Origin of the sequence: Gimesia maris, assembly GCF_008298035.1 — a bacterium.
Classification (GTDB): Bacteria; Planctomycetota; Planctomycetia; order Planctomycetales; family Planctomycetaceae; genus Gimesia; species Gimesia maris.
In genome coordinates this window covers 7,603,872-7,623,946 of record NZ_CP042910.1, presented here as the reverse complement: position 1 = coordinate 7,623,946, position 20,075 = coordinate 7,603,872, and the positions used below count along the sequence as shown (strand labels likewise).

Annotated in this window: 18 protein-coding genes; 9 read left to right on the top strand and 9 right to left on the bottom strand. The window is 44.7% G+C overall.

Translation table 11 applies throughout. The annotated features are described in order from the left end of the window. Nucleotides 1–57 precede the first annotated feature (57 nt). Nucleotides 58–708 (bottom strand): STAS domain-containing protein, encoded by a 651-nt coding sequence (locus GmarT_RS28475; RefSeq protein ID WP_002645293.1) that lies wholly within the window; start codon nucleotides 706–708, stop codon nucleotides 58–60. A 782-nt stretch (nucleotides 709–1,490) separates the two neighbouring features. On the opposite strand from GmarT_RS28475, the gene GmarT_RS28470 reads away from it, so the two are divergent. From GmarT_RS28470 to tnpC, 6 genes are all read left to right on the top strand, one after another. Continuing rightward, the gene (locus GmarT_RS28470) at nucleotides 1,491–2,183 is read left to right on the top strand and encodes a hypothetical protein (protein ID WP_002645294.1); all 693 of its coding nucleotides are present in this window, start codon (nucleotides 1,491–1,493) and stop codon (nucleotides 2,181–2,183) included. Nucleotides 2,184–2,254: 71 nt separating this feature from the next. After that, nucleotides 2,255–3,127: a hypothetical protein gene (locus GmarT_RS28465; RefSeq protein WP_002645295.1), complete on the top strand. Its 873-nt coding sequence runs from the start codon at nucleotides 2,255–2,257 to the stop codon at nucleotides 3,125–3,127. Then, nucleotides 3,108–3,272, top strand: a complete 165-nt coding sequence (locus tag GmarT_RS29660) for a hypothetical protein (protein ID WP_002645296.1) — start codon at nucleotides 3,108–3,110, stop codon at nucleotides 3,270–3,272. The genes GmarT_RS28465 and GmarT_RS29660 overlap by 20 nt, the downstream gene beginning before the upstream one ends. Before the next feature lie 87 nt (nucleotides 3,273–3,359). Then, a complete protein-coding gene (tnpA, locus tag GmarT_RS28460) occupies nucleotides 3,360–3,713 on the top strand; it encodes an IS66 family insertion sequence element accessory protein TnpA (RefSeq protein WP_002645297.1) in 354 nt (117 codons plus the stop codon). Continuing rightward, a complete protein-coding gene (gene tnpB / locus GmarT_RS28455) occupies nucleotides 3,707–4,066 on the top strand; it encodes an IS66 family insertion sequence element accessory protein TnpB (protein ID WP_002645298.1) in 360 nt (119 codons plus the stop codon). Before tnpA ends, tnpB begins: the two co-directional genes overlap by 7 nt. A 47-nt stretch (nucleotides 4,067–4,113) precedes the next feature. Next, a complete protein-coding gene (tnpC, locus tag GmarT_RS28450; protein ID WP_044237008.1) occupies nucleotides 4,114–5,688 on the top strand; it encodes an IS66 family transposase in 1,575 nt (524 codons plus the stop codon). A 143-nt stretch (nucleotides 5,689–5,831) separates the two neighbouring features. On the opposite strand, the gene GmarT_RS28445 is transcribed toward tnpC, so the two are convergent. The 6 genes from GmarT_RS28445 to GmarT_RS28420 all read right to left on the bottom strand — a co-directional run bounded on the left by GmarT_RS28445 (nucleotide 5,832) and on the right by GmarT_RS28420 (nucleotide 12,179). Then, nucleotides 5,832–6,209, bottom strand: a complete 378-nt coding sequence (locus tag GmarT_RS28445) for a rhodanese-like domain-containing protein (RefSeq protein ID WP_002645300.1) — start codon at nucleotides 6,207–6,209, stop codon at nucleotides 5,832–5,834. Between the two features lie 154 nt (nucleotides 6,210–6,363). Next, nucleotides 6,364–7,134 carry an alpha/beta fold hydrolase gene (locus GmarT_RS28440; RefSeq protein ID WP_157158923.1) on the bottom strand — a complete coding sequence of 257 codons (771 nt, stop codon included), beginning with the start codon at nucleotides 7,132–7,134 and terminating at the stop codon, nucleotides 6,364–6,366. Between the two features lie 112 nt (nucleotides 7,135–7,246). Further along, nucleotides 7,247–7,810 carry a TlpA family protein disulfide reductase gene (locus tag GmarT_RS28435; RefSeq protein WP_149303534.1) on the bottom strand — a complete coding sequence of 188 codons (564 nt, stop codon included), beginning with the start codon at nucleotides 7,808–7,810 and terminating at the stop codon, nucleotides 7,247–7,249. Between the two features lie 32 nt (nucleotides 7,811–7,842). Continuing rightward, a complete protein-coding gene (locus tag GmarT_RS28430; protein ID WP_002645303.1) occupies nucleotides 7,843–9,357 on the bottom strand; it encodes a carboxypeptidase M32 in 1,515 nt (504 codons plus the stop codon). Nucleotides 9,358–9,478: 121 nt separating this feature from the next. Then, nucleotides 9,479–11,728 (bottom strand): prenyltransferase/squalene oxidase repeat-containing protein, encoded by a 2,250-nt coding sequence (locus tag GmarT_RS28425; RefSeq protein ID WP_002645304.1) that lies wholly within the window; start codon nucleotides 11,726–11,728, stop codon nucleotides 9,479–9,481. 1 nt (nucleotide 11,729) lies between these two features. Then, nucleotides 11,730–12,179, bottom strand: a complete 450-nt coding sequence (locus GmarT_RS28420; protein WP_230682398.1) for an ExbD/TolR family protein — start codon at nucleotides 12,177–12,179, stop codon at nucleotides 11,730–11,732. Between the two features lie 1,279 nt (nucleotides 12,180–13,458). Between GmarT_RS28420 and GmarT_RS28415 the strand changes: the two genes are divergently transcribed. Beyond that, entirely contained in the window at nucleotides 13,459–14,100 is a 642-nt protein-coding gene (locus tag GmarT_RS28415) for a class I SAM-dependent methyltransferase (RefSeq protein WP_002645307.1), read from the top strand. A 19-nt stretch (nucleotides 14,101–14,119) separates the two neighbouring features. On the opposite strand, the gene GmarT_RS28410 is transcribed toward GmarT_RS28415, so the two are convergent. Beyond that, entirely contained in the window at nucleotides 14,120–14,965 is an 846-nt protein-coding gene (locus tag GmarT_RS28410) for a hypothetical protein (RefSeq protein WP_002645308.1), read from the bottom strand. A 253-nt stretch (nucleotides 14,966–15,218) separates the two neighbouring features. Then, the gene (locus tag GmarT_RS28405) at nucleotides 15,219–16,667 is read right to left on the bottom strand and encodes a hypothetical protein (protein ID WP_149303530.1); all 1,449 of its coding nucleotides are present in this window, start codon (nucleotides 16,665–16,667) and stop codon (nucleotides 15,219–15,221) included. A gap of 915 nt (nucleotides 16,668–17,582) precedes the next feature. Here GmarT_RS28405 and GmarT_RS28400 point away from each other — a divergent pair. Further along, entirely contained in the window at nucleotides 17,583–17,807 is a 225-nt protein-coding gene (locus GmarT_RS28400; RefSeq protein ID WP_002645310.1) for a carbon storage regulator, read from the top strand. A gap of 791 nt (nucleotides 17,808–18,598) precedes the next feature. Then, nucleotides 18,599–19,918: a S41 family peptidase gene (locus GmarT_RS28395; RefSeq protein WP_157158924.1), complete on the top strand. Its 1,320-nt coding sequence runs from the start codon at nucleotides 18,599–18,601 to the stop codon at nucleotides 19,916–19,918. The last annotated feature ends 157 nt before the right edge of the window (nucleotides 19,919–20,075 follow it).

The window sequence follows — 20,075 nt, the reverse complement described above, 5'->3', positions numbered from 1 at the left end:
CTGACATATTATGATCAATCGGATGCCTGGTGAGTCTCTATTATGACAATTCCGGGTTCAAATCAATTTGTATAAACCAAGTCCACCTACGATGAGACTGCAGATTAGAACGACTACACCTAATAGCCGTAAATATTTTCTGCGATCAGTTAGAGCCGTTGCTCCCAGAAGAACACCCGCGACTGAAAAAGATACGGTGGCTGCTAATGCCATCTTAGGATCAAGATTGAGTGAGTCACTCACATATAATGCAAAACAGGTAACAGCAGAAAGGACTGCTACTATGCCTAGGAGAATGGGCATTGAGAACGTCCGTCTACGGTCGATACGTTCCTGTTTCATGACTTGATTTAGGTGATTTATGGCTTCCGCTTCTGTGGGGACAATACACCAGACTTTTTTTAATCCAGAGATATTGAGCACTTCCTCAACCATTTCATTTTGATTGAGAATGGCGGTTTTCCCACCCTGTTCATCAACCAGTTTCCAGACTTGAATGACAACAGCGACCAGGGAACTGCTGATATAGCTCAACTTTGATAAGTCAATAATGACTGTTGGATTTTTCTCTTTCTTCAATATCGTCAGGAGGGAATCGCCCAGAGACTCCAGCTCGTTCCAGGCCGAATCATTTAAATCAGGCATTAACTGAACTTTGAGGTGCTCGTCAACTTTTGTGATATGATAGGGGACTTCTTGGGTAGCCATATTAACCAATCTCCAACGATTCTCGATACATGAAGTATCTGAGGGCCCAGCATCAGATTAATGTCTATTCAGTGAGTACGGGTTTGGTCGTACTCACTGAATTCGGCAATAATCATTACCTTTATTCGAAAATACCAATGCAGCTGGATTTTACCTATCTAAATTTGGACCAAAGTGCAGGATTTACTAAGTATTTTAATAGAAACGAGTTCGCTACATCACATATTAATAGAATCAAATAATCATCTTTATAGTTACTGGCCAGAAATGTGTACGCAGGTATATTTTATGTTTGCACCTGCCCAGCAATGAGGCCGCGAATTGAGACCATCCAGGTACTAAGGCTGAGTATTTCATAAGAAGTTGCTGTTGTGTCAAGTTTTCTGAACGTAGTGATTGTGTCTGCAGGCCATATTAGAAAGGTCAAACAGTTAAATACCAGACAGTTAGCTTAAATTCAGTTTGACTATGCTTTTTAGGCGTATTTATAATTAGGAAATAACCGATTTCACAAAATAGGTTGTTTTTGCGCACAACTTACCTGTAGTATTTTGATAATCATTTCGTCTCAGAAATTCTCTTTAGCTCGCATCTGTTTTCTGATTTATGACTCACATAAATCAGGCATGCTACACTGGATATTCCCTGAAATGACTCAATTGTTTCCAGCCTTATTCGGCAATAGTCATAAAGTGAATAGCTTAAGCTTAAAAGATAACACATAATAATTATAGAGAAATAAGTGAAGTTCAGCGTCTCTACCATGACACAGGAATGTATCAATGACCCTTATAAGTAAAATCCTGTTAGTACTGGTGCTTTTTGCCAGTATTGCATTTATGGGATTTGCGGCAGTCAGCGCTGTTGGAGGCCCCAACTGGTCCAAAGAAAAGGACGCCTTGACAGATTATGTATTTGAATATCAGTCGGGTGAGAACCCTACCTGGTCTGTGAAGACCAGGAGGGGACAAGAGCAACTTTCGTCTTCTCCCGTTTTGGCAAAAGTGATCGTTGTTGCACAAAAACACAAGCTGCAACAGCAGAATGAAAAGCTGGATCAGGTTTCCAAAACAATCGAACCCCTCAAAAAGACGATCCAAAACTGGGAGTTGATTAATAAAGTCGATAAAGCGGCTATGGATGATAGGGCAGCAGAGCTGGAGCAGAAAATAGTTCAATTGGATCAGCAGATTAACCAGCTTGCAAACGAGGGCATCAAAATCAGCCAGCAGATCCAGGAAGTCAATCAGGAAGCTTCCGAACGCAGAGCTGATGTATTTCGGCTACGCGATCAGATTGATGAAATTCGAAACGAAAGATTTCTGGCTGAACAACAACAGAAAACTCTTCGAGATTATATTGATCGCATTCAGGGAAAAGTACAACGACTGCAGAGACAGAAAGAGTCGTTGGAGAGAGTAGTGCTGGCCCCTGAAAATAATGCTGAACCGAAAAAAGAACTTTCTCAAAAATAAACTTACTCAGTTTCTGATCTCAGAAATTAAATACAAACTCGTCATTTCAAACAAATATCAGGAGCGATTAGATGTCGTTTGTCGGCAAAGTACTGGTCGTTGTTCAAGTTGTACTCAGTATCTGTTTCATGGGATTTGCAGGTGCTGTATTTACAGCTCAAAACAATTGGCGCAACGAGAGTCTAAAATATAAGGACAATGTGGCCAGTCTGCAGAAAAGCATGGATGAATTAGAGTCCGAGTTTAATAATAAACTGACTGAGAAGACTAAAGAGTTGAATAAAGCTCTGAGCGAAGCAGAGACTGCAAAAGCTGAAAACAAAGCATTACAGGCATCGCTAAAGAATGAAAAGGCAAAGCTTGCTACTGTTTCATCAGAACGCGACACTTCTGTTGCTCAAGCAGAAACAACAGGGGAAGAAGCAAAATTTCGACGACAGGAATCGGATCGCCAGCGCGTAGTGAATAAAACGCTTCACGATACCGTGAATGAATTGCGTGGAAAAATCAAAAGTCTTGAGGATACGATTTTCACACAATCGATTCGTGAGAAAAACCTGGTTGCTAAGCACACAAAAGTTGTGGATGAACTTAACTATTTGAATAAGATCGTAGCCAATCTGGGGATTGACCCGAAAGATCCTGCTATCGCCGGGATGCAGTCACCGCCTCCGGCTGTTGAAGGACTGATCATCAACACGAAAAAAGATAAACGAAATGGTACCCGGTTTGTCGAAGTTTCACTGGGTAGTGATGATGGACTCAGCAAAGGACATCAGCTGTTTGTGTATCGTTTCGGAAATGAAACTAATGGGAATCGGCCCAAGTATCTGGGTAAGATTGAACTGGTATATGTCGATCCTGATAAAGCTGTCGGGACAGTGATAGACGCCGCTAAAAATGGTGTGATTGAGAAAGGTGACCATGTCAACTCGAAACTCTAAAGCTAAAGGAAAAGCCGGTACAGGCGAAGCAGCCGGTCCTAATATTTATGTCGGATTGTTATTTGTCTCGCTGTCCGCATTGATTGCCGGAATTGTATTTCTCGTGCTTGAGCTTAAAGCTTACAACTGGGAACTGGGTGGTTAATCAATTGTAACCGGCCCACGAAATACACCTTGACGTGTATCGTATTCTGAATGTGTTTCAACCCCAGCATATTCAGGAGCGAATGCGATGCCCATATCCCAGCCAACACAACGTGCCGATCAGCGGCGGAACCCGGACCGCGAAGCGTTCTGGCGACAAACAATTTCAGACAGGCTGCAGTCCGGACTTTCGATCCGTGCCTTCTGTGAGCGTGAGGGATTGAGCGAACCAACTTACCACTACTGGCGGCGGGAGCTGAAAAAACGCGATGCCGAGAACACAGTTGCAACATCCTTCCTGCCCATCGAGGTCCCTCGCCAGCCGCTTCCCACACCGATTGAAATCGTGTTCTCACACGGCACCACCGTTCGCGTTGGAAACGGCTGTGATCAAACCACGCTCGAAACCGTGCTCGCCGCGCTGGAGCAGCGCGCATGCTGAATCTCCCGGCCCGAATTTATTTCTGCACGGTGCCCACTGATATGCGTAAAAGTTTTGACGGGCTGATGCGGATGACCGAAGCCTACCTACAGCAAAACGTACTCGACGGGGGACTGTTTGTATTTCTCAACAAAAAACAGGATCGAATCAAGCTGCTCTACTGGGACCACGATGGCCTGGCTATCTGGTACAAACGCCTGGAAGCGGGCACGTACCAGCGTCTCTCCGGCCCGGAAGGCACACACGGCCTATCTCTTAAATCTACCGATCTGGCGCTACTGCTGCAGGGCATCGACCTGACCAGCGTGCAGCGCAGAAAACGCTATCAGATTTCGCAAAAAGTATCGACTTAATAAAAAAACAGTTCCCGCCTGACAACGATTATGTTAAGACGTGGGACATGAACCAGAAACGATCTTCACTGCCGAGCGACGTCCAGTCCTGTCACGACATGATTCACCAGCTGGGTGAGACCGTGGGAGAGCAACAGCGGGAAGTCGAGCAGCTCAAACATTTCATTGAGCGGCTGCTGCGACAACGCTTTGGCGCTCGTTCCGAAAAGATCGCTCCCAATCAAATGAGCCTGTTTGACGAACCCGAGGCTGCCGAGGAAGCTACCGACCCCGAGGACGATGAACCTCCTCCCACGGCGGTTTCCGCACATCGCCGTCATGGTGGTGGCCGTAACAAGCTGCCCGATCATCTGCCCCGGGAACGGGTAGAACATGACCTGACCGAATCGGAAAAACTCTGTCCCTGCTGTAATCAGACGCGACAGCGGATCGGAGAAATCAGCCACGAACAGCTGGAATTCATACCTGCCAGCCTGAAAGTAATCGAGCACGTACGTTTCAAATACGCGTGCCGGGAGTGTGAAGAGCATGTGGCGCTGGCTCCAGTTCCTGCCCGGCCGATTGCCAAAAGCTTCGCCGGCCCCGGCTTGCTCTCGACGATCCTGGTGGGGAAATACTCAGATCATCTCCCCCTGTATCGTCATGAATCCATTCTCAGCCGGAATGGCGTACAGCTTTCGCGAAGCACGATGAGCCGCTGGGTACTGGAAACTGCGGAATTACTGCAACCGCTGACTGATCTGATGAAAAGTCGCGTTCTGCAATCCAGTGTCGTGCATACGGACGATACAACGATTCCCGTCCAGGACCAACGGCTTTCCCGCACGCGGACCGGCCGGTTCTGGGTTTACTGCGGCGATGCCGCGCACCCGTATTCGGTCTATGATTTCACCCCGAACCGGGAACGCGCCGGTCCCCAGGCGTTTTTAAAACACTTTCGCGGTTATCTGCAGGCTGACGCGTATGCCGGCTACGAAGAGCTGTACCGCTCGGGCAGAATTCATCAGGTTTTATGTTGGGCACATGCGCGACGCAAGTTTTACGATGCGCGGACCGTGCAGCCGGAAGCCGCACACCGGGCATTATTGTTTATCCAGCAGTTATACGCGATTGAACGGGAAGCCGGCGAATTGAAATTGGATCTGTCACAGCCGGCGGACTGTGAACGCTGGTGGCAACACCGCCGACAGTTGCGACAGGACAAGGCGTTACCGATTTTGGAAACGTTTTGCGACTGGTTGACGGAAACCGCGCGCAGTCTGTTACCGAAAAGTCCGGTGGCAGTCGCGATGCAATATCTGTTAAGCCGCTGGTCCGGGTTTACGCGGTATTGTGCAGAGGGCATTCTGTCGATTGACAACAATCTGGCCGAACGCACCTTGCGTCCCTGTGCTATCGGCCGGAAGAATTATCTGTTCGTCGGCAGTGACCGGGGCGGCCAAGCCGCCGCCGTGCACTACAGTCTGATGGCCAGTTGCAAAGCAAACGAGGTAGAACCGTTTGCCTATCTGCGCGATGTGTTGGCACGGATCACCGATCACGCCGCCGATCGTCTGGAAGAACTGCTGCCGGACCAATGGCTGAAGCATCACCCGGAAGCCCACCGTCCCCGACGACGCTGAACCGGCAGTGATTCAGTTCAGACCGTTGATAGACCGTGTATTTGCTGAAACGGTTACAATCAATTAGCCCTTTGCGAATTCGAAAAGAGCACTGTATGCCCACGGGTACAGTGCTCTTTTTCATTAATATCAGTAAATCGGAGTCATTCCGTTTCAATTTCATATTCAGCGGCTTTCCAGCCACTGAATCCACCATCCATTGAGATCACGTTATTGTATCCCATCGTTTGCAGATTGTCGGCTGCCAACGCTGAGCGAAAACCTCCACCGCAGTAGAGAATTAAAAGTGTGGATGTATCAGGAACCAGTTGTTCAATATCTCGTTCAATGATTCCCTTACCTAAATGAACCGCGCCAGGGATTCTACCTTTACTGAATTCATGGTCTTCCCGGACATCAATCAGAATAAAGTCTTCTCCTTTATCACTGCGTGATTTCACATCGTGGACCGTGCATTCCGGCACGCGTGACTTGGCAGAATTTACGATATCCAGAAAACGAGGTGAATGATTTTTAGCCATATCAGTTCCTTGTGAGGGTTAGAATGTATCCAGTTTTGCTGTAGCGTCTCCAAGACCATTTGGACCGAGTAAGATAGATTAAGAGACGCTATGATTAAATGTGACGCGCTCTAGTGTGCTGGGAGCAATCATAAAAACTTCATTCCAGATGAGTTCAGAAATTCGAGCTGGTAAGAAAGTGATCTATTTCCCGGTTCACTGCTTCTGGTGCTTCCATTGGAGCCATGTGGCCGACCTTCCCCACTTCGAAATATTTTGAACCAGGTACCTGCGAACTCATCCGAAGCATTATTTCAGGGGGAGTTAAACGATCGTCACTCCCTACGATGAATAGAGTCGGAATACGAATGTTTTCAATCTGGTTGGAATAATCGGAACGTGCTGCCATACCTTTCTGACTGGCAGCAATACCTTCACTGTCTGCAGCTTCTATCATCGCAATAAGGTTTTCAGAAATATGTGGCTGTTTTTGTTGACTGGATTCACTGATCAGGTTTGGAATCATGGCTGTGGAAATCGCCTCGGGACCGTGTCTGAGAACAAGGTCGGCCATCTTCAGCCGATTATTGACACCTTCTTCAGAGTCAGCATCCGCTCGAGTGTCACACAGAATTAATGCGTGTAATTGATCAGCAAAATGCTTCCAGAATTCCCAGGCAATATAGCCTCCCATAGAGAGTCCACAAAAAACAACAGGATCTTCAATATTTAATTCCTTCAATAGCGAGTTCAGGTCCCGGGCATGTTGTTCCATGGTTACAATCCCGGAAGAAATATCTGATTCGCCAAATCCACGTAAATCGGGAGCGATTACAGTGTGACGGGATTGAAAATACTCTATTTGAGGAAGCCACATCTTGTGGCTCAGAGGGAAGCCATGAACGAGAAGCAGGGGAGGTCCAGATCCTGCAATCAGTGCTCGCATTCGGATTCCATTTACATTTTGCTCCACCAGTTTCTGATGCATGTTTCTGTCTTTCGGTCCCATTATTCCAGAATCAATGGCAAGCATAATCGAATGAAGAAGCCACTTCTGATTATTTAATCTGATTCAAGGCCCGTTGTATACCATCCTCGAGAGACTCGGCTGATCTCGAATCTTCATTCCAGACAATTTTTCCATCCATGCCGATCACCCACACTTGGGGAATGAACTCTGCCTTGAATGCGTTCAGAGAATCATAGGCTCCATATCCATTAGGCCAGGTGATTCCTGTAGCAGATAACCATTCTTTAATCTCGGGAAGCTGCTCTTCGCTATCAGAAGTGAGGCCGATAAAAGCCACATTATCATCCTTGAATTTTTTATAGAGCTCAACCATATGTGGCGCAGCCCTACGGCATGGGCCACACCAGGTTGCCCATGCATCAACTACAATAACTTTTCCGTCAAGAAATTGATCCTGATGCGGATTGCCGTTAACCCAACCCTCTGCATTCAAAGGAGGAGCGGTTTCTCCTACGTTTAACAATGATAGATTTTGTGAGGGTCGCTGGTTTCCGATCAATCCGTAACCTAACCAGGCGGTGAATAGAATCATTCCAGCCAGGACCAGCACCAGTGCGATCGCAAAATCTTTTTTCATACTCTGATTGGTCATCAAGTTATTTTCCAGCACAATGGTATTGTCGATTACAGATTATAGAGTTCACTATATTTCTGTTTAAGTTGAGTCATTAGCGGCAAGTGAGAAAGCGTTTCTCCTGTGACAACTTCGACAAGTCGATTGGCACGATACCGCTTGCCGTGGCTATGGATATTTTGGTTCAGCCAGTTTTTGAGAGTCAAAAAATCGCCGGCTTCAATCAACTCGTTAAGGTCACCCAGTTCCTTATTTGCCGCCTGATAGAATTGAGCTGCATACATGTTTCCTAAAGCATAAGTAGGAAAATAGCCAATCAATCCAGCGCTCCAGTGAACATCCTGCAGGCATCCATGCGCGGGAGTATCCGGAGTGATATCAAAATATTCCTGGAACTTCTCATTCCAGGCTGACTCTAAATCAGCAGGCTTTAAATCACCCGAAATCAGAGATTTTTCTAATTCGAAACGTAACATAATATGCAGATTGTAAGTGACTTCATCCGCTTCGACGCGAATAAAGGAGGGGCGGACATCATTGATCGCGCGATAAAAATCGTCGATGGCTATATCTGATAATGCTCCAGGAAACATTTTCTGTGCCGGTTGATAGTACAGGTTCCAGAATGCTCGGCTCCGTCCGACCAGATTTTCCCACATCCGCGACTGTGATTCGTGAATTCCCAATGATGTTGAGTTTCCTGCGGGAGTGCCAAAAAATTCCTTTCGCAGGCCCTGCTCATAGATTCCATGCCCCGCTTCATGCAGGGTTCCGAAAAAGGCACCAGGAAAGTGATGTTCGTCATATCGAGTTGTCAGGCGACAGTCTCCAGGGCCGATTCCACTACAAAAGGGGTGTGCTGCAATATCCAGTCGTCCGGCTTTGAAATTAAATCCAATTTTTTCAGCAGCATCGAGACTGAACTCACGTTGTTTATCTATAGGATAGCTTCTGGTCAGAATTGAGATATCAGGTTTCACTCCGGAATTCTGAATCTCTGCAACCAGCTTGACAAGTTCGTTCTGTAGAGGCAGAAATGCCTGCTCAATCAATTCAGAAGACACACCTGGTTCGTATTCGTCAAGTAAGGCATCGTATGCCTGATTTCCTTCAAATCCGATTGCTGATGCCTGCTCACGCTTCAGGTAAATCATCTGTTCCAGCCAGGGTAAGAAGTCGTCGAATTTATTTTGTTTCCGTGCAGCAACCCACGCATGGTGAGAAAGTGTTCCAACCCTGGAAAGCTCTTCCACCAGGCGACGCGGTAGTTTTGTCATGCGGTCATACTCATGACGTGATTCTCTGATATTTGCCTGTTCGTACGAATCTTCATCCCAGGCTGAATTTGACTCCAGTTCTTCCAGGAGATCTCCTATTTCAGTATTCGTCGCCTGCTCATGAACCAGCCCAGCCATTAAAGCAAGTTGATTGGCACGGTGCTCAGCACCTTCGGGGGGCAGGCACGTCTGCTCATCCCACTCCAGTACTGCCGAACAGGACGCCAGTAAAGAAGCTTGTTTGAGTTTGAGAAGGAGTTGTTCATATGCTTTTGTAGAAGTAGTCATTGATGAATTCTGCTGATAAGATTTTCGTTTTGGTAATTACGTTTACTATGGTTAAGCGGATGCCAGTTCGTGAACACGGCTTAGAGAAAATGATCTGATTACTCAGTTAATATTTTACAACTCAGTCATGAGTGCCTTGATCATCATAACGCCCTCCCATCTGATAGAGTGGTAAAAATCGATAGTAGACTTCCAGGCAAAGTGTGCTTAATGTTGTTGAGTAGAGCCGTCCTCCATAGGGGCCCCAAGGGGGGCGGGGATCCCAGCTTCCCGCATTTTCGCCTTGTGTGATTTGTTCTGATATTAAGAGTTCTCTCAAGTCTTCATTCCATTCCCGCCATGGATTTCCACCATATTGATACATGGCCAGCGTACCATAGTACCAGTAGTAAAGATTGTGTTCCGAATGACGCGGTGGTCGATCAGAAATAAACTGCACGGCTTCACGACACGCAGGGTTATCGCGGCGGATTCCCAGCATTTGCTTGCAGAACAATGATTCTGCTGTCATTGCCGGAGTGGGCGGGGTAGCAGGTTCAACCTGGCGATAAGTGGCTAAGCCATCATTCTTACCCATGCTGCGATCTTTGAGAAATTTAACCATCAGTTGTTTAGTATCAGAGGGAATAGGAATACCGGCAATTTCAGCACTCTTCAAAGCCATCAGTTGCCAGCCAAACATACTCATATCACTTTTCTGGCCTTTAACATAACGCCAACCACCATCGTACTGGTTTTGATTTTCAACGATATAGGCAATTGCCCGTGCGACGCTTTCGCGCAACTGAGGATTTGATTTTGGATCGTTTAGTAAGCCATAGGCTTCTGCCAGCGCATAGGTCGCCATTGCATGCGAGTACATACGGGCATAATGAGTCGCTTCTCCACCCAGAAATCCATTGGAATTCTGCTGTTTGATCATCCACTGAATTGCTCGATTCAGATTGTCAGCATACAGACCTTCTTCCTGTGTATAGCCTGCACCCAGGAATGCTAATATTGAAAGAGCAGTCAGACCCGCATCTGCCTGTACTCCTGCATTACGTCGATCAATTCCCTGCTCATCAATTTTGACCTTGCCTGCGCCAAACCGGTCTGCATCCCAATAACCCGCCCGTTCCTGGTGATTGGCTAACCATTTCAAACTGGATTCAACCGCCCGCTCCGATTCTTCCGTGCCTCCAAACTTCTGGGCAATTTCTTTCCTCTTTGATAGATTTCTCAGCCTGTATGTTGCAGGTATATTCGCCTTTGTCCGATTGGAAACAGCATCAAAGTTAGGACGAAGCGCATTGGGCTGAGGTCCATTTTGACTCATGGTAAGAGGCAGCGTGCTTCTTTCTGCAAGTAAACGCTCAGAGTCAGGGTTGGCTTTTCCAGATGGTGTTTGAGGAGCAGAACGTTGAATCGTCCCATCAGAAACTGACCGCATTGTGCGAGATTTTCTTCTGGCAAAACGCGGTTCAGTCGGTGCAACGTTTGAACTTGTTTCACTGGATTCAGTTGTCTCCACACCAGTAGTATTCAATTTCAGATTAGATGGTGCAGGACCAGTCCTCTTTGAGAGCATAGAATCAGCTGCATTTCGTTCTAAAACTGACTGAGGATCGGTTTGGGCATTTAATGCCAGAGTTTTTTTCTGGGCACTGAACGAAGGCTGTATGCGATCTATGGCTCCTGGAGTCGACTGACGTTCCAGTTGCTGATCGAACTGTCCACTACGGATCATTTTGCTACGGGAATGAGATGTTGAAGGCACAGAGACTTCTGAGCGTGATTCAGCGGTTATATCTGTAATTTCCAGCGGTGCCTGAGACTGAATGCGTTTTTGACTGACATTTTCAATATTTACTTTCGATGGAGTGACCGGTAAGTCAGACTTCGAAACAACATCCGGCATAGGCATGTCTGAGATTTCCTGAGGTCGTTCTTTTTCTGGAGGGGCAGACAGGGGTGTGAACTCAGGTCGACTAAGATCAATACGAGACAATTCTGTTTTTTTGGGGGGAGGGAGTTTTTCCCAGACAGGTGAGTTGCCTGACTCCTTATTTTTGATCGTTTCCGTACTCTCTGTAAGATTGAGTGTGATATCATCTTTTTCCTGTACAGGCTCTGACTTGGCCAGTGATGTCGGTGCCTGTTCTGGCCAGAAGGTTACAACTCCGAGTGATAAAGACAAATGAACGATGATAGAGAACAATAACGCTTTCGATGATGCATTTCGATCACCCCAGCGCGTAACCAGCATCGAGAGTAGATGAATTGATGCAAAGACCGCAGCTAAAATTAAAAATCCCCATAAAATCTGATCGAAGGTAAGGTCTCGACCAGCCAGGATTTTTTCGATCAAATTATGAATGCGATTATTCATTTTATGAATCGTCTCTTAATCGATTTGCCAAAGAGACAGATCGAATTTTGACCCGATGGCAGATCTCCAGGATATTCATCACATTTTGATAAGGTCCAGTTGAGTCTCCCCGGATTACTACAGATTGTCCCGGGTAGTTTTGCGTCGCTGTTTTCAGGAGAGATTCCAGTTCCATCAGATCTTTTTTCTCACCATTTATCGAAATTTCACCATCCTGTTGCACATTTACAATGATGTCATCGGGCAGATTTGTTAAGGGCTTTGCATCAGTTACAGTCGGGAGTTTAATATCGTACTGGCGCTCCATCTCTGTAAACTGAGTACCAACCATAAAAAAAATGATCAGCAAGAAAACAATATCAATCATTGGGGTTAAATCGAGCTTTGGCTCTTCGACGGTTCCCGTTTTTAAGGGCATTCTTAATATCCTGAAACTGAATTCATATACCACAATTCCATAAATTAAATATTTCCGGAATTAGAGTGGGGGGATCGAGTCTCGAAGATACTTCGGACCGAATTTATATGTAATGGAAAGCGCGATGTTTTATAGAAAGCTATTGCTGCTTTTACGCTACACGAACAGATTATACTCTATTCGAAGATTTGTATCTGTTTCAAAATCAGATAATATTCCGGCTGCCGCTCGCGTTTGGTACATTTTATCACTATGGAGATCGCTCCCCGTTGGCTTTAATTGTATTATTACGAATCTTCTCCTGTGAGTAGTTGATAAATTATGAGGTGTACCTGAAGTCTCATATGGATCAAAATAATCAGAAGTTATTTTATTATCAGATGTTAAGTAAATTTATCCACAGATCTATCGAACATGTTTCGGCCGAGAGGTTTTCTTATTCGGGGGCAGTCTCTCACAGGTTTAGTCAAGTCTGCCAATTCTCAGGTAAAATTCTTTTACTCTTCAATTCACTAAGTCTGGACGCACCTTTCGTTGCTATTACCTGGCTATGGTGTTTCTCAGCATTGTACTCCACAAAAGTTGATTTCCAGCATTATTTTATCTTATTCAGTGTTACATGGTTAGCCTATTTAGGAGACCGGTTGCTGGATAGTTTCCGTATACCCGATGTTCCGGATAAAGCGCAGCGGCATCGATTTACTTCAGAATTCTTCCAGCCATTACTTGTCTGTTGGGTGGTGCTGGCATTCATCTCGACGGTCTGTTTATTTTGTTTCCTGACATCAACGGAACTGATTTGGGGTATTACCTTATTTATAGTTCTATCAATTTACTTCATGAGTTGTTTTTTTCTTCCCCGAATTGGCAGGGGTATTCTTCCCAGAGAACTCCTCGTAGGCATGTTTTTTTCGGTAGCCACTCATTTCTTCATATGGACACAGATCTATTCCTGGGATTATGGTTTTATCTGGACATTTTTGTGCTTTCTCGTTTTATGCACATTCAACTGTCTTTGTATTTCCCGTTGGGAATATCAGTCTGACAAAGAGGCTGGAGAAATATCGTTTTTTACAAGACATCCCGATCGAATAAATCAAGTCCCGTTTTTTCTGGCTGGCTTTCTTATTTTTCAGTTAATCATATGTAGTTGTTTGATTCCGATGAACCCTCTCCCAGTGTTTGAAGTATCGATGCTCTCCAGCAGTTTGATATTAATAATACTTGATCAGAGTTCGATAAATGATCGGCTTAAACCTGTACTAGCCGATTGCGCTTTGCTCACACCGTGCATCTTTATGAGCTTCGTGGTATGAATTTTAATCGCGTTGCTCCCTGGTTTGAGCGGTTGGAAAAAATGGTTTTCCGGGATCAGATGCAGATCTGTAGGACTGCGTTTCTTTCCGATCTACCGGCAATAAAAAAAGCCGCTCTAATTGGAGAGGGTAATGGGACTTTCCTGGTTCAATTTCTCGAGCATTGTAACTGTGAAGAAGTTCATTACATCGATTCCAGTAAAACAATGTTAGATCTTGCTCAAAAACGATTACAAAAGAGTGTAATTCCAGGATCGACGAGGATTGAATTTTATAGTCTTGATTTATCGCTCGATGCCATGCCGGATCAAAATTATGATTTAATAGTGACGAATTTCTTTCTGGACGTCTTTAGCGCTGCAATGTTGAAAAATGTTATAACGAAGATTACTTCCGCCTGTTCTCGAGATGCTCACTGGTTATATGCTGATTTTCAGATTACTGGAAATCGGTTTCAGCGGTGGCGGGCATTCGCATGGGTGAAAACGATGTATCTTTTCTTCAGATTCACTGCTGGCATTCAAACAACCAGCCTGGCTGATCCCTCAACACTGCTTGATCGCAATGGCTTCCAGGTAAAATGGTCAACCGAATTTGATAACGGATTGATGCGATCTGAATTAAGACAACGAAAATAATCACATACAGAGAGTAAGTTTATTCAGAGATATTTTTGAGAAATGAGAAATCGATACTACATATCAGTAGAAAAAGGATCTGAAACAACGAAGAGATGCCTTCTATGTGCACATCAGAAACCTCAACATGATAGTCTTCTAACTTTCGAATGATCCAGTAAATCAACAGTGCGGCTGTAAACAAAGCTGGTGCAAAACGTCCTGGAGAAAACCAGACTCCTGCCAGAAGAAGTGGAATCAAAATTAAGCTGGCATAACTGAGCTGTTTTATTGTTAGAGGATAGTTCGGATTTGCCCATCTCGCTGATTCATCATTTGCTTTCACAAAGCAGATAGAAAAGGGGATAAGCCAGATTCCCAATGTAATTGAGATGATAATCAAAATACAGGGAGTCAGGAGTGTAGCAGAACCTGCGAGCAGATGATAAAACAGGCCCATTCTCAGCAGCATCAGTGTAATAGTCAAAATAAAAATATTACTCGAGGAACCTGCCGAAGCCGAAGGTAGAATTAGCTCGCGACTTTGTGGAATTGCTTCAGGGGAAAATGTTCGCAAGCACAGTAACTCCAGAGAGCCGACGATGAGAATAGATATGTATAAAGGCCAAAAAAACTGGACGGAGATTAATAGAACGGTCAAAAGAATCGCTAAGGAGATACCGGCAACTGGAAGAAACACCGTACTTCGTTTTCTGATAACGTTTTGACGATCTGACTGGAAATTAACTATCGGTATGCGAATCAGACGCTGCAAGGCTTCGAAATAAGCGAAAAGATAATCGATCCAGTCAGTTTCATTCTGATTATTGGAATCTGAATGAGAGTCATTGAAGGGCGAATCTCCGGAAGAGTTGGTGGCGTTCATGCTTTAGACTGTATCCAGTAATACTGTAGCGTCCCCAGGGCCATTTAGACCGAGTCTATTAGATTGAGAGAGCTACGGTTAAATGTGATGCGTTCTATTGAGATTTCTCGAATGAGTATGTTCTGGCAGATGAGACGCTGATCCACTAAATTCAATACGATTTTAAAGAACAATCTCAAACTGTAAAGCACTGCGCATACACAAGGCCCTCCTGAAAAGGAAGGCCTTGTCAACTGATGCAGTTTAGTTGCTGTTATTTGGTTGCATAACGCAGGTCCATCAGCATCTGTGTAATACGAACCGCTGTTTCCTGAAGTTGGTATTTTTCACGAGTTTCGCAGCGGGAAATTTTTTCGTGTACCTGGAACCAGCTTTCAAACAATTCTGAACTTTTAGATCGAACTAGAGCAGTCGCTGCTGGCTGCATCAGGATGATCCGATGCAGTTCATGGGCGGTGTTAGAGAAATCTCGAATGGAATTCTGAGTTGATTGTCTGAAGGAAGGAGACTCTGTTGCCAGCCACTGCTCAGCAATGACAGAAAGCTGAGTACTTTGAGTTTCTAAAGAAACAACCAGCTTCGCCAGATCAATACTTTCTGAGGGCTGTTCAATCCTCAGGGAAACCCGCAATGCGTTGATGGAATTGTTAACCTTGTCCAGCAGTTGAAGAGCAGCCGGGCTTTCTACCGTGTGGAACATCGCTGAGAAATCTTTCCAGGATTGTTCAATATAAGAGAAAGAGGTAATCAGATTATTCGTGGATTCATTGTGATTGACCGTATCGATCAGGTTTTCAACGGTTCCATAGAATTCGTCGGAAGTCGCAATATAATTTGCTGGTGGCAGACTGATTAACAATCGCAGCGTAGCTCTACGATAAAATTCATCAACATCACGTTTCAGTGCTTCAGTCAGATGGGCGATTTCCTGCATATTCGCTCCGTCCTGAGGCAACCATAGTAATTCCTGAATGGAGCGATCCTGTTGTACGACTCGCTGAATTCCACGGCTTATAATTCGATTGTGATAGGGGCGTAGGCGAGTTGCAAACGAATTCCATGAGTCACGAAAAGCCAGGTACTCGCGTTTGATTGAATCATAGCTTTGGCGATCTATGATCAGGTTGGAAACCTGAACCATTCTTTGTTCGACCTCTTGTCCGGCTCTAACCAGCTCAAACCTCTGAGGCTCGCGCGAAAATTCGATCTCAATATCTTCTACCAGAATTCCCAATGCATTTGAAAGTGCAGACGTTTGAGTCAGTAATTCTGTTCGTTTCAGTTGAGGTCCTGTCTGAAGTAAATCACCCAGCTTACGTTCTGACTGATTCATTCTCGCAATCAGACTCTGAGTCTCACGGTCCAGACCACGTACGTTTTCCAGTTGCAGAGAGACGACTCTCCAAAGCTGATCAATTTCACCATATTCACTTGCAATTTGATTTAAATCACTGCTGCGATTCATTCGATCTGACAGGATTGAAGCACGTGCTCTAATTTTGAGAACATCGGCAATGTACTCTCTGACACCAGGAACCTGGTACATAATTCTATTCAAGCTGATAGCAAGAGCAGAGCTGTCTTTAGAGAATTCATTCAGAGTCTGGCGGACTTCGTTGATATTAATCCGAGATGCATTCAGTTGCGGAGTAGGGGGGAGGTCCAGACCAGAGGGTTTGTATTCCCGATCACGTGTCGCCAACTCAGATTTCTCTAACAGGCGAAGTAAATCATTGACTAATTTGCTGTTTCCATCATTGGGAAACTGTGCTTGCGCGTTCGTGTTTATGCAGGTTAGTGTGAGTCCAGATACCAGGAGTATAACCATAATCTGGGAGACAGAGGACTTGATGTCCTTCCGGAGCTTGTGATTACAAATAGTGTGGCGGAAGCGGGAATACATTCACACAATCCTTTCTCGTGAATTCTACGGCTTGACCAACAAGTGCCTTCCTTGACGATCGCTTAGTCGATGATGTGTAAAGACCGAGCATGAAATGACGCTCGAAACAATGGGCCCTATTAAAAATAGCACGCTTAAATTGATGTGTAACTTGATGCCGGGAAAAGACCATTTAGGAAAAAGAGAATCCAATCGCAATGTCCTGACATATCAGGCGGCGAAGTTTAATGGTTTTGGAAATTACGTCAAGACCATGCTCAGGTGTAATCTTCAGTGAGGCTGCGTGATTCTCAGTATCAAGTTCAAACGGAGAAAACCAGAGTCAGTAAGTATTATCTGGTGGTAGTTTCGGTGGGCAGCGCAAAGCTTGCGGCACACGCGGAGTTTTCGGATTATTCTGCGCAAAAAAGTACATTTAGTGTAATCATATAATGGACGGCAATTGGTTTGATCCATTGTAATTATGGGTGCGTTTAGTTCTATGTTGTCAATGTTACACTTTTGATATTGACTTCAGAAGACTGTCCGATAAATGGTATAAGGCCTAAGTGCATTAACCATAATGAGATGTAAGAATCTATGTTTGTGATTACATTATTTGGCACGATGAATGCTAATAGAACTAAACAGCCACTTTAACAATATCAAAATGACATCAATCTGATTCTGTCACAAGGTGACTTTTGATGCTCAGCAATAACAGGAGAAATTAAAATGTTAGTATTGACTCGAAAACGAGATGAAGTGATTCAAATTGGTGACAATATTGTTATCAAGATTTTGAAGACAGGAAAAGGAGCAATCAAAATAGGAGTAGATGCTCCTGGGGATATACGTGTTATTCGAGGGGAGCTACTTGAAACTGAAAAGCAAACAGAGGTTGTAGATTCTCCTGGCTCGGCTCAAAGCAAACAGGGATTGAATGCACAATGTGCATAGAACACTGAATTATTAGAACGGGACATATTATGTGAACCGTAAAATTTCTATCTAACAATTCCGTTAAGCCATCATAGAGGAAGTTGATAGGCCGGACTTAATAAACCGCATAGCGGTTGATATCGGAGGGGATCATGAACCGATCACAATTCAATAAAACACAGACTGAAACTGTCAATTCTGCACGACTTTTTGTCTGGAGTATGGTGATTTTACTGACTGCAGTTTTTCTGTCTGGATGCACAACACTTTCACATGCTGCTGAATATTACCCAAATCAGAATAGATTCAATCAGAATGATTCTGGGCAATCGTTCGAACGCGATCGGCTGAATTATAATCAAGATTCGCTGGTACCTTCTTCCTCAAACAGTCGGCGTCATCAACGGTTTCGTCCTGTTTCAGATGAAAATCGATTTGATGATTACGAATACAAACTGAAGCAGTTGTTGTCAGAAGAAGCTCAATCTTATGAACGTCCTCGCAATCGAAACAATTCGTTCTCCAGAGATCGAATTGATCCCAGCCAGAAACGCCAAAGTCGTGATTATTTCGATGATAATATCGATAGTCAGAAATTACGTGAACTGATTCGGGACCTGCAGCAGAGGAGTATGCCTCAATATGATCGAGATCGATATGAAACAGAATTTCCCACTCAGTATCCGGTTGACCCACATCAGGAACTTAGAAATAAAATATCACAAAGATACTCCAGTCCCTCTGTGATAGGAACTTTACAGAATCTGGATCCCCAAAGAGCGTACTCGTTTTACCTGGAAATAAATCGCATGATCGATTCGCGTCATGTGCAACCACCTTCTTACGATGTTAGAACGAGAAAATCACTTCAAAATCTGATACTCGCAGTGGAGAACCAGAATTTCATCAATGCCAATCGCGTTGCAGCATCACCCGAACAAATTCGGATGGCGCAGCAAAGTTGGCAGCAACTTATGAATCAGAATCCTGCTCAAAATGCACAGGACTCAGTGACAATAATGCGTCAGGCTGCTGACATTGCAGGAAGTCAGTTGAGAATGCAGGCAACAGGTGTGATTTGTGAATTTGCATATGGATCCCTGGAAGCTCTTGATAAACACTCCCGATTCGAATTTACACCCACTTCTTCAGGTCCACGTGTTGATGCGGGAGATAATAGTGTAGTAGGGGTGGGGGTTCAACTGAAGACGCATCGAGACGGAGCTGTGATTCTGAGAACATTAAATGGTGGAGCAGCACAACAGGCAGGACTCCAAAGAGGCGATGTTATCGTAGGAGTCAATCAGAGAAACTTAGCTGGTCTTTCTCTGGATGAGGTTGCAAATCTCATTACCGGTCCAGCTGGTTCCACAGTAGCCATTGATGTTCGTAGAGAAGATAAAAACGCCAGAGTAAATCTCAGTCGACAGGCAATACGTATTACAAATATCAGTGAAGTCAAAATGGTTGATACCCAACAGAAAATCGGACTCATCCGGCTTGAAAAATTTGGAGAGGGTGCCGTCCAGGAATTAGATCGAGCATTATGGAGCCTGCATCAACAGGGAATGAATTCTCTGGTATTTGATTTGAGAGGAAATCCAGGCGGATTGCTGACGGAAGCGATTTCGATTTCAAATCGATTTGTTCCCTCTGGGAAAATTGTTTCAACACGAGGACGGAATCAGAGTGATAATACGATTGAATCAGCGACGCATGATCAAACATGGAAAATGCCACTGGTCGTATTAGTCGATGGTGACAGTGCGAGTGCCAGTGAAATATTTGCCGCTGCTATTCAGGAAAACCGGCGTGGTCTGATTGTCGGTAGAAAAACTTATGGTAAGGGTACCGTACAGACTCATTTTCCACTGCAGTCCGTTTCCGGTACTTTCTGGTTAACAACAGCCAAGTTTTATTCTCCGACAGGTCGAGAAATGGCTGGCGTTGGAGTAAATCCGGATGTGACTGTTAATATGAGCGAACGTGAGCTGGAAGAAATTGGGCCCATCGACCGGGATCTGAAGGCTGGGGTCAGCGCTATTTTAAGTCATAAACCAGGTGAACTTGTAAATAATATGTCTGGGAGACAACAGGTCAGGCCAGCACAATTTCAGTTTTCGGGCTAATTTGAAGTCTTCGGTTTATCGAGTTTCAACTGGTTCCTGATAAAATAAAGACTCTCGTATTCTACTGGGTTCGATACAAAGCAATAATGCAATTCCGGTTGTTCCGGGTATCGAGACTTGTAAGGTGCGAGAGTTTTTTTATTAATACAGAGATTCC

Excerpts from the sequence above, each read along its gene's own strand:
- GmarT_RS28475 (WP_002645293.1), bottom strand. The coding sequence starts at position 708 with ATGGCTACCCAAGAAGTCCCCTATCATATCACAAAAGTTGACGAGCAC.
- GmarT_RS28470 (WP_002645294.1), top strand. The coding sequence starts at position 1,491 with ATGACCCTTATAAGTAAAATCCTGTTAGTACTGGTGCTTTTTGCCAGT.
- GmarT_RS28465 (WP_002645295.1), top strand. The coding sequence starts at position 2,255 with ATGTCGTTTGTCGGCAAAGTACTGGTCGTTGTTCAAGTTGTACTCAGT.
- GmarT_RS29660 (WP_002645296.1), top strand. The coding sequence starts at position 3,108 with ATGTCAACTCGAAACTCTAAAGCTAAAGGAAAAGCCGGTACAGGCGAA.
- tnpA (WP_002645297.1), top strand. The coding sequence starts at position 3,360 with ATGCCCATATCCCAGCCAACACAACGTGCCGATCAGCGGCGGAACCCG.
- tnpB (WP_002645298.1), top strand. The coding sequence starts at position 3,707 with ATGCTGAATCTCCCGGCCCGAATTTATTTCTGCACGGTGCCCACTGAT.
- tnpC (WP_044237008.1), top strand. The coding sequence starts at position 4,114 with ATGAACCAGAAACGATCTTCACTGCCGAGCGACGTCCAGTCCTGTCAC.
- GmarT_RS28445 (WP_002645300.1), bottom strand. The coding sequence starts at position 6,209 with ATGGCTAAAAATCATTCACCTCGTTTTCTGGATATCGTAAATTCTGCC.
- GmarT_RS28440 (WP_157158923.1), bottom strand. The coding sequence starts at position 7,134 with ATGCGAGCACTGATTGCAGGATCTGGACCTCCCCTGCTTCTCGTTCAT.
- GmarT_RS28435 (WP_149303534.1), bottom strand. The coding sequence starts at position 7,810 with ATGACCAATCAGAGTATGAAAAAAGATTTTGCGATCGCACTGGTGCTG.
- GmarT_RS28430 (WP_002645303.1), bottom strand. The coding sequence starts at position 9,357 with ATGACTACTTCTACAAAAGCATATGAACAACTCCTTCTCAAACTCAAA.
- GmarT_RS28425 (WP_002645304.1), bottom strand. The coding sequence starts at position 11,728 with ATGAATAATCGCATTCATAATTTGATCGAAAAAATCCTGGCTGGTCGA.
- GmarT_RS28415 (WP_002645307.1), top strand. The coding sequence starts at position 13,459 with ATGAATTTTAATCGCGTTGCTCCCTGGTTTGAGCGGTTGGAAAAAATG.
- GmarT_RS28410 (WP_002645308.1), bottom strand. The coding sequence starts at position 14,965 with ATGAACGCCACCAACTCTTCCGGAGATTCGCCCTTCAATGACTCTCAT.
- GmarT_RS28400 (WP_002645310.1), top strand. The coding sequence starts at position 17,583 with ATGTTAGTATTGACTCGAAAACGAGATGAAGTGATTCAAATTGGTGAC.
- GmarT_RS28395 (WP_157158924.1), top strand. The coding sequence starts at position 18,599 with ATGATCGATTCGCGTCATGTGCAACCACCTTCTTACGATGTTAGAACG.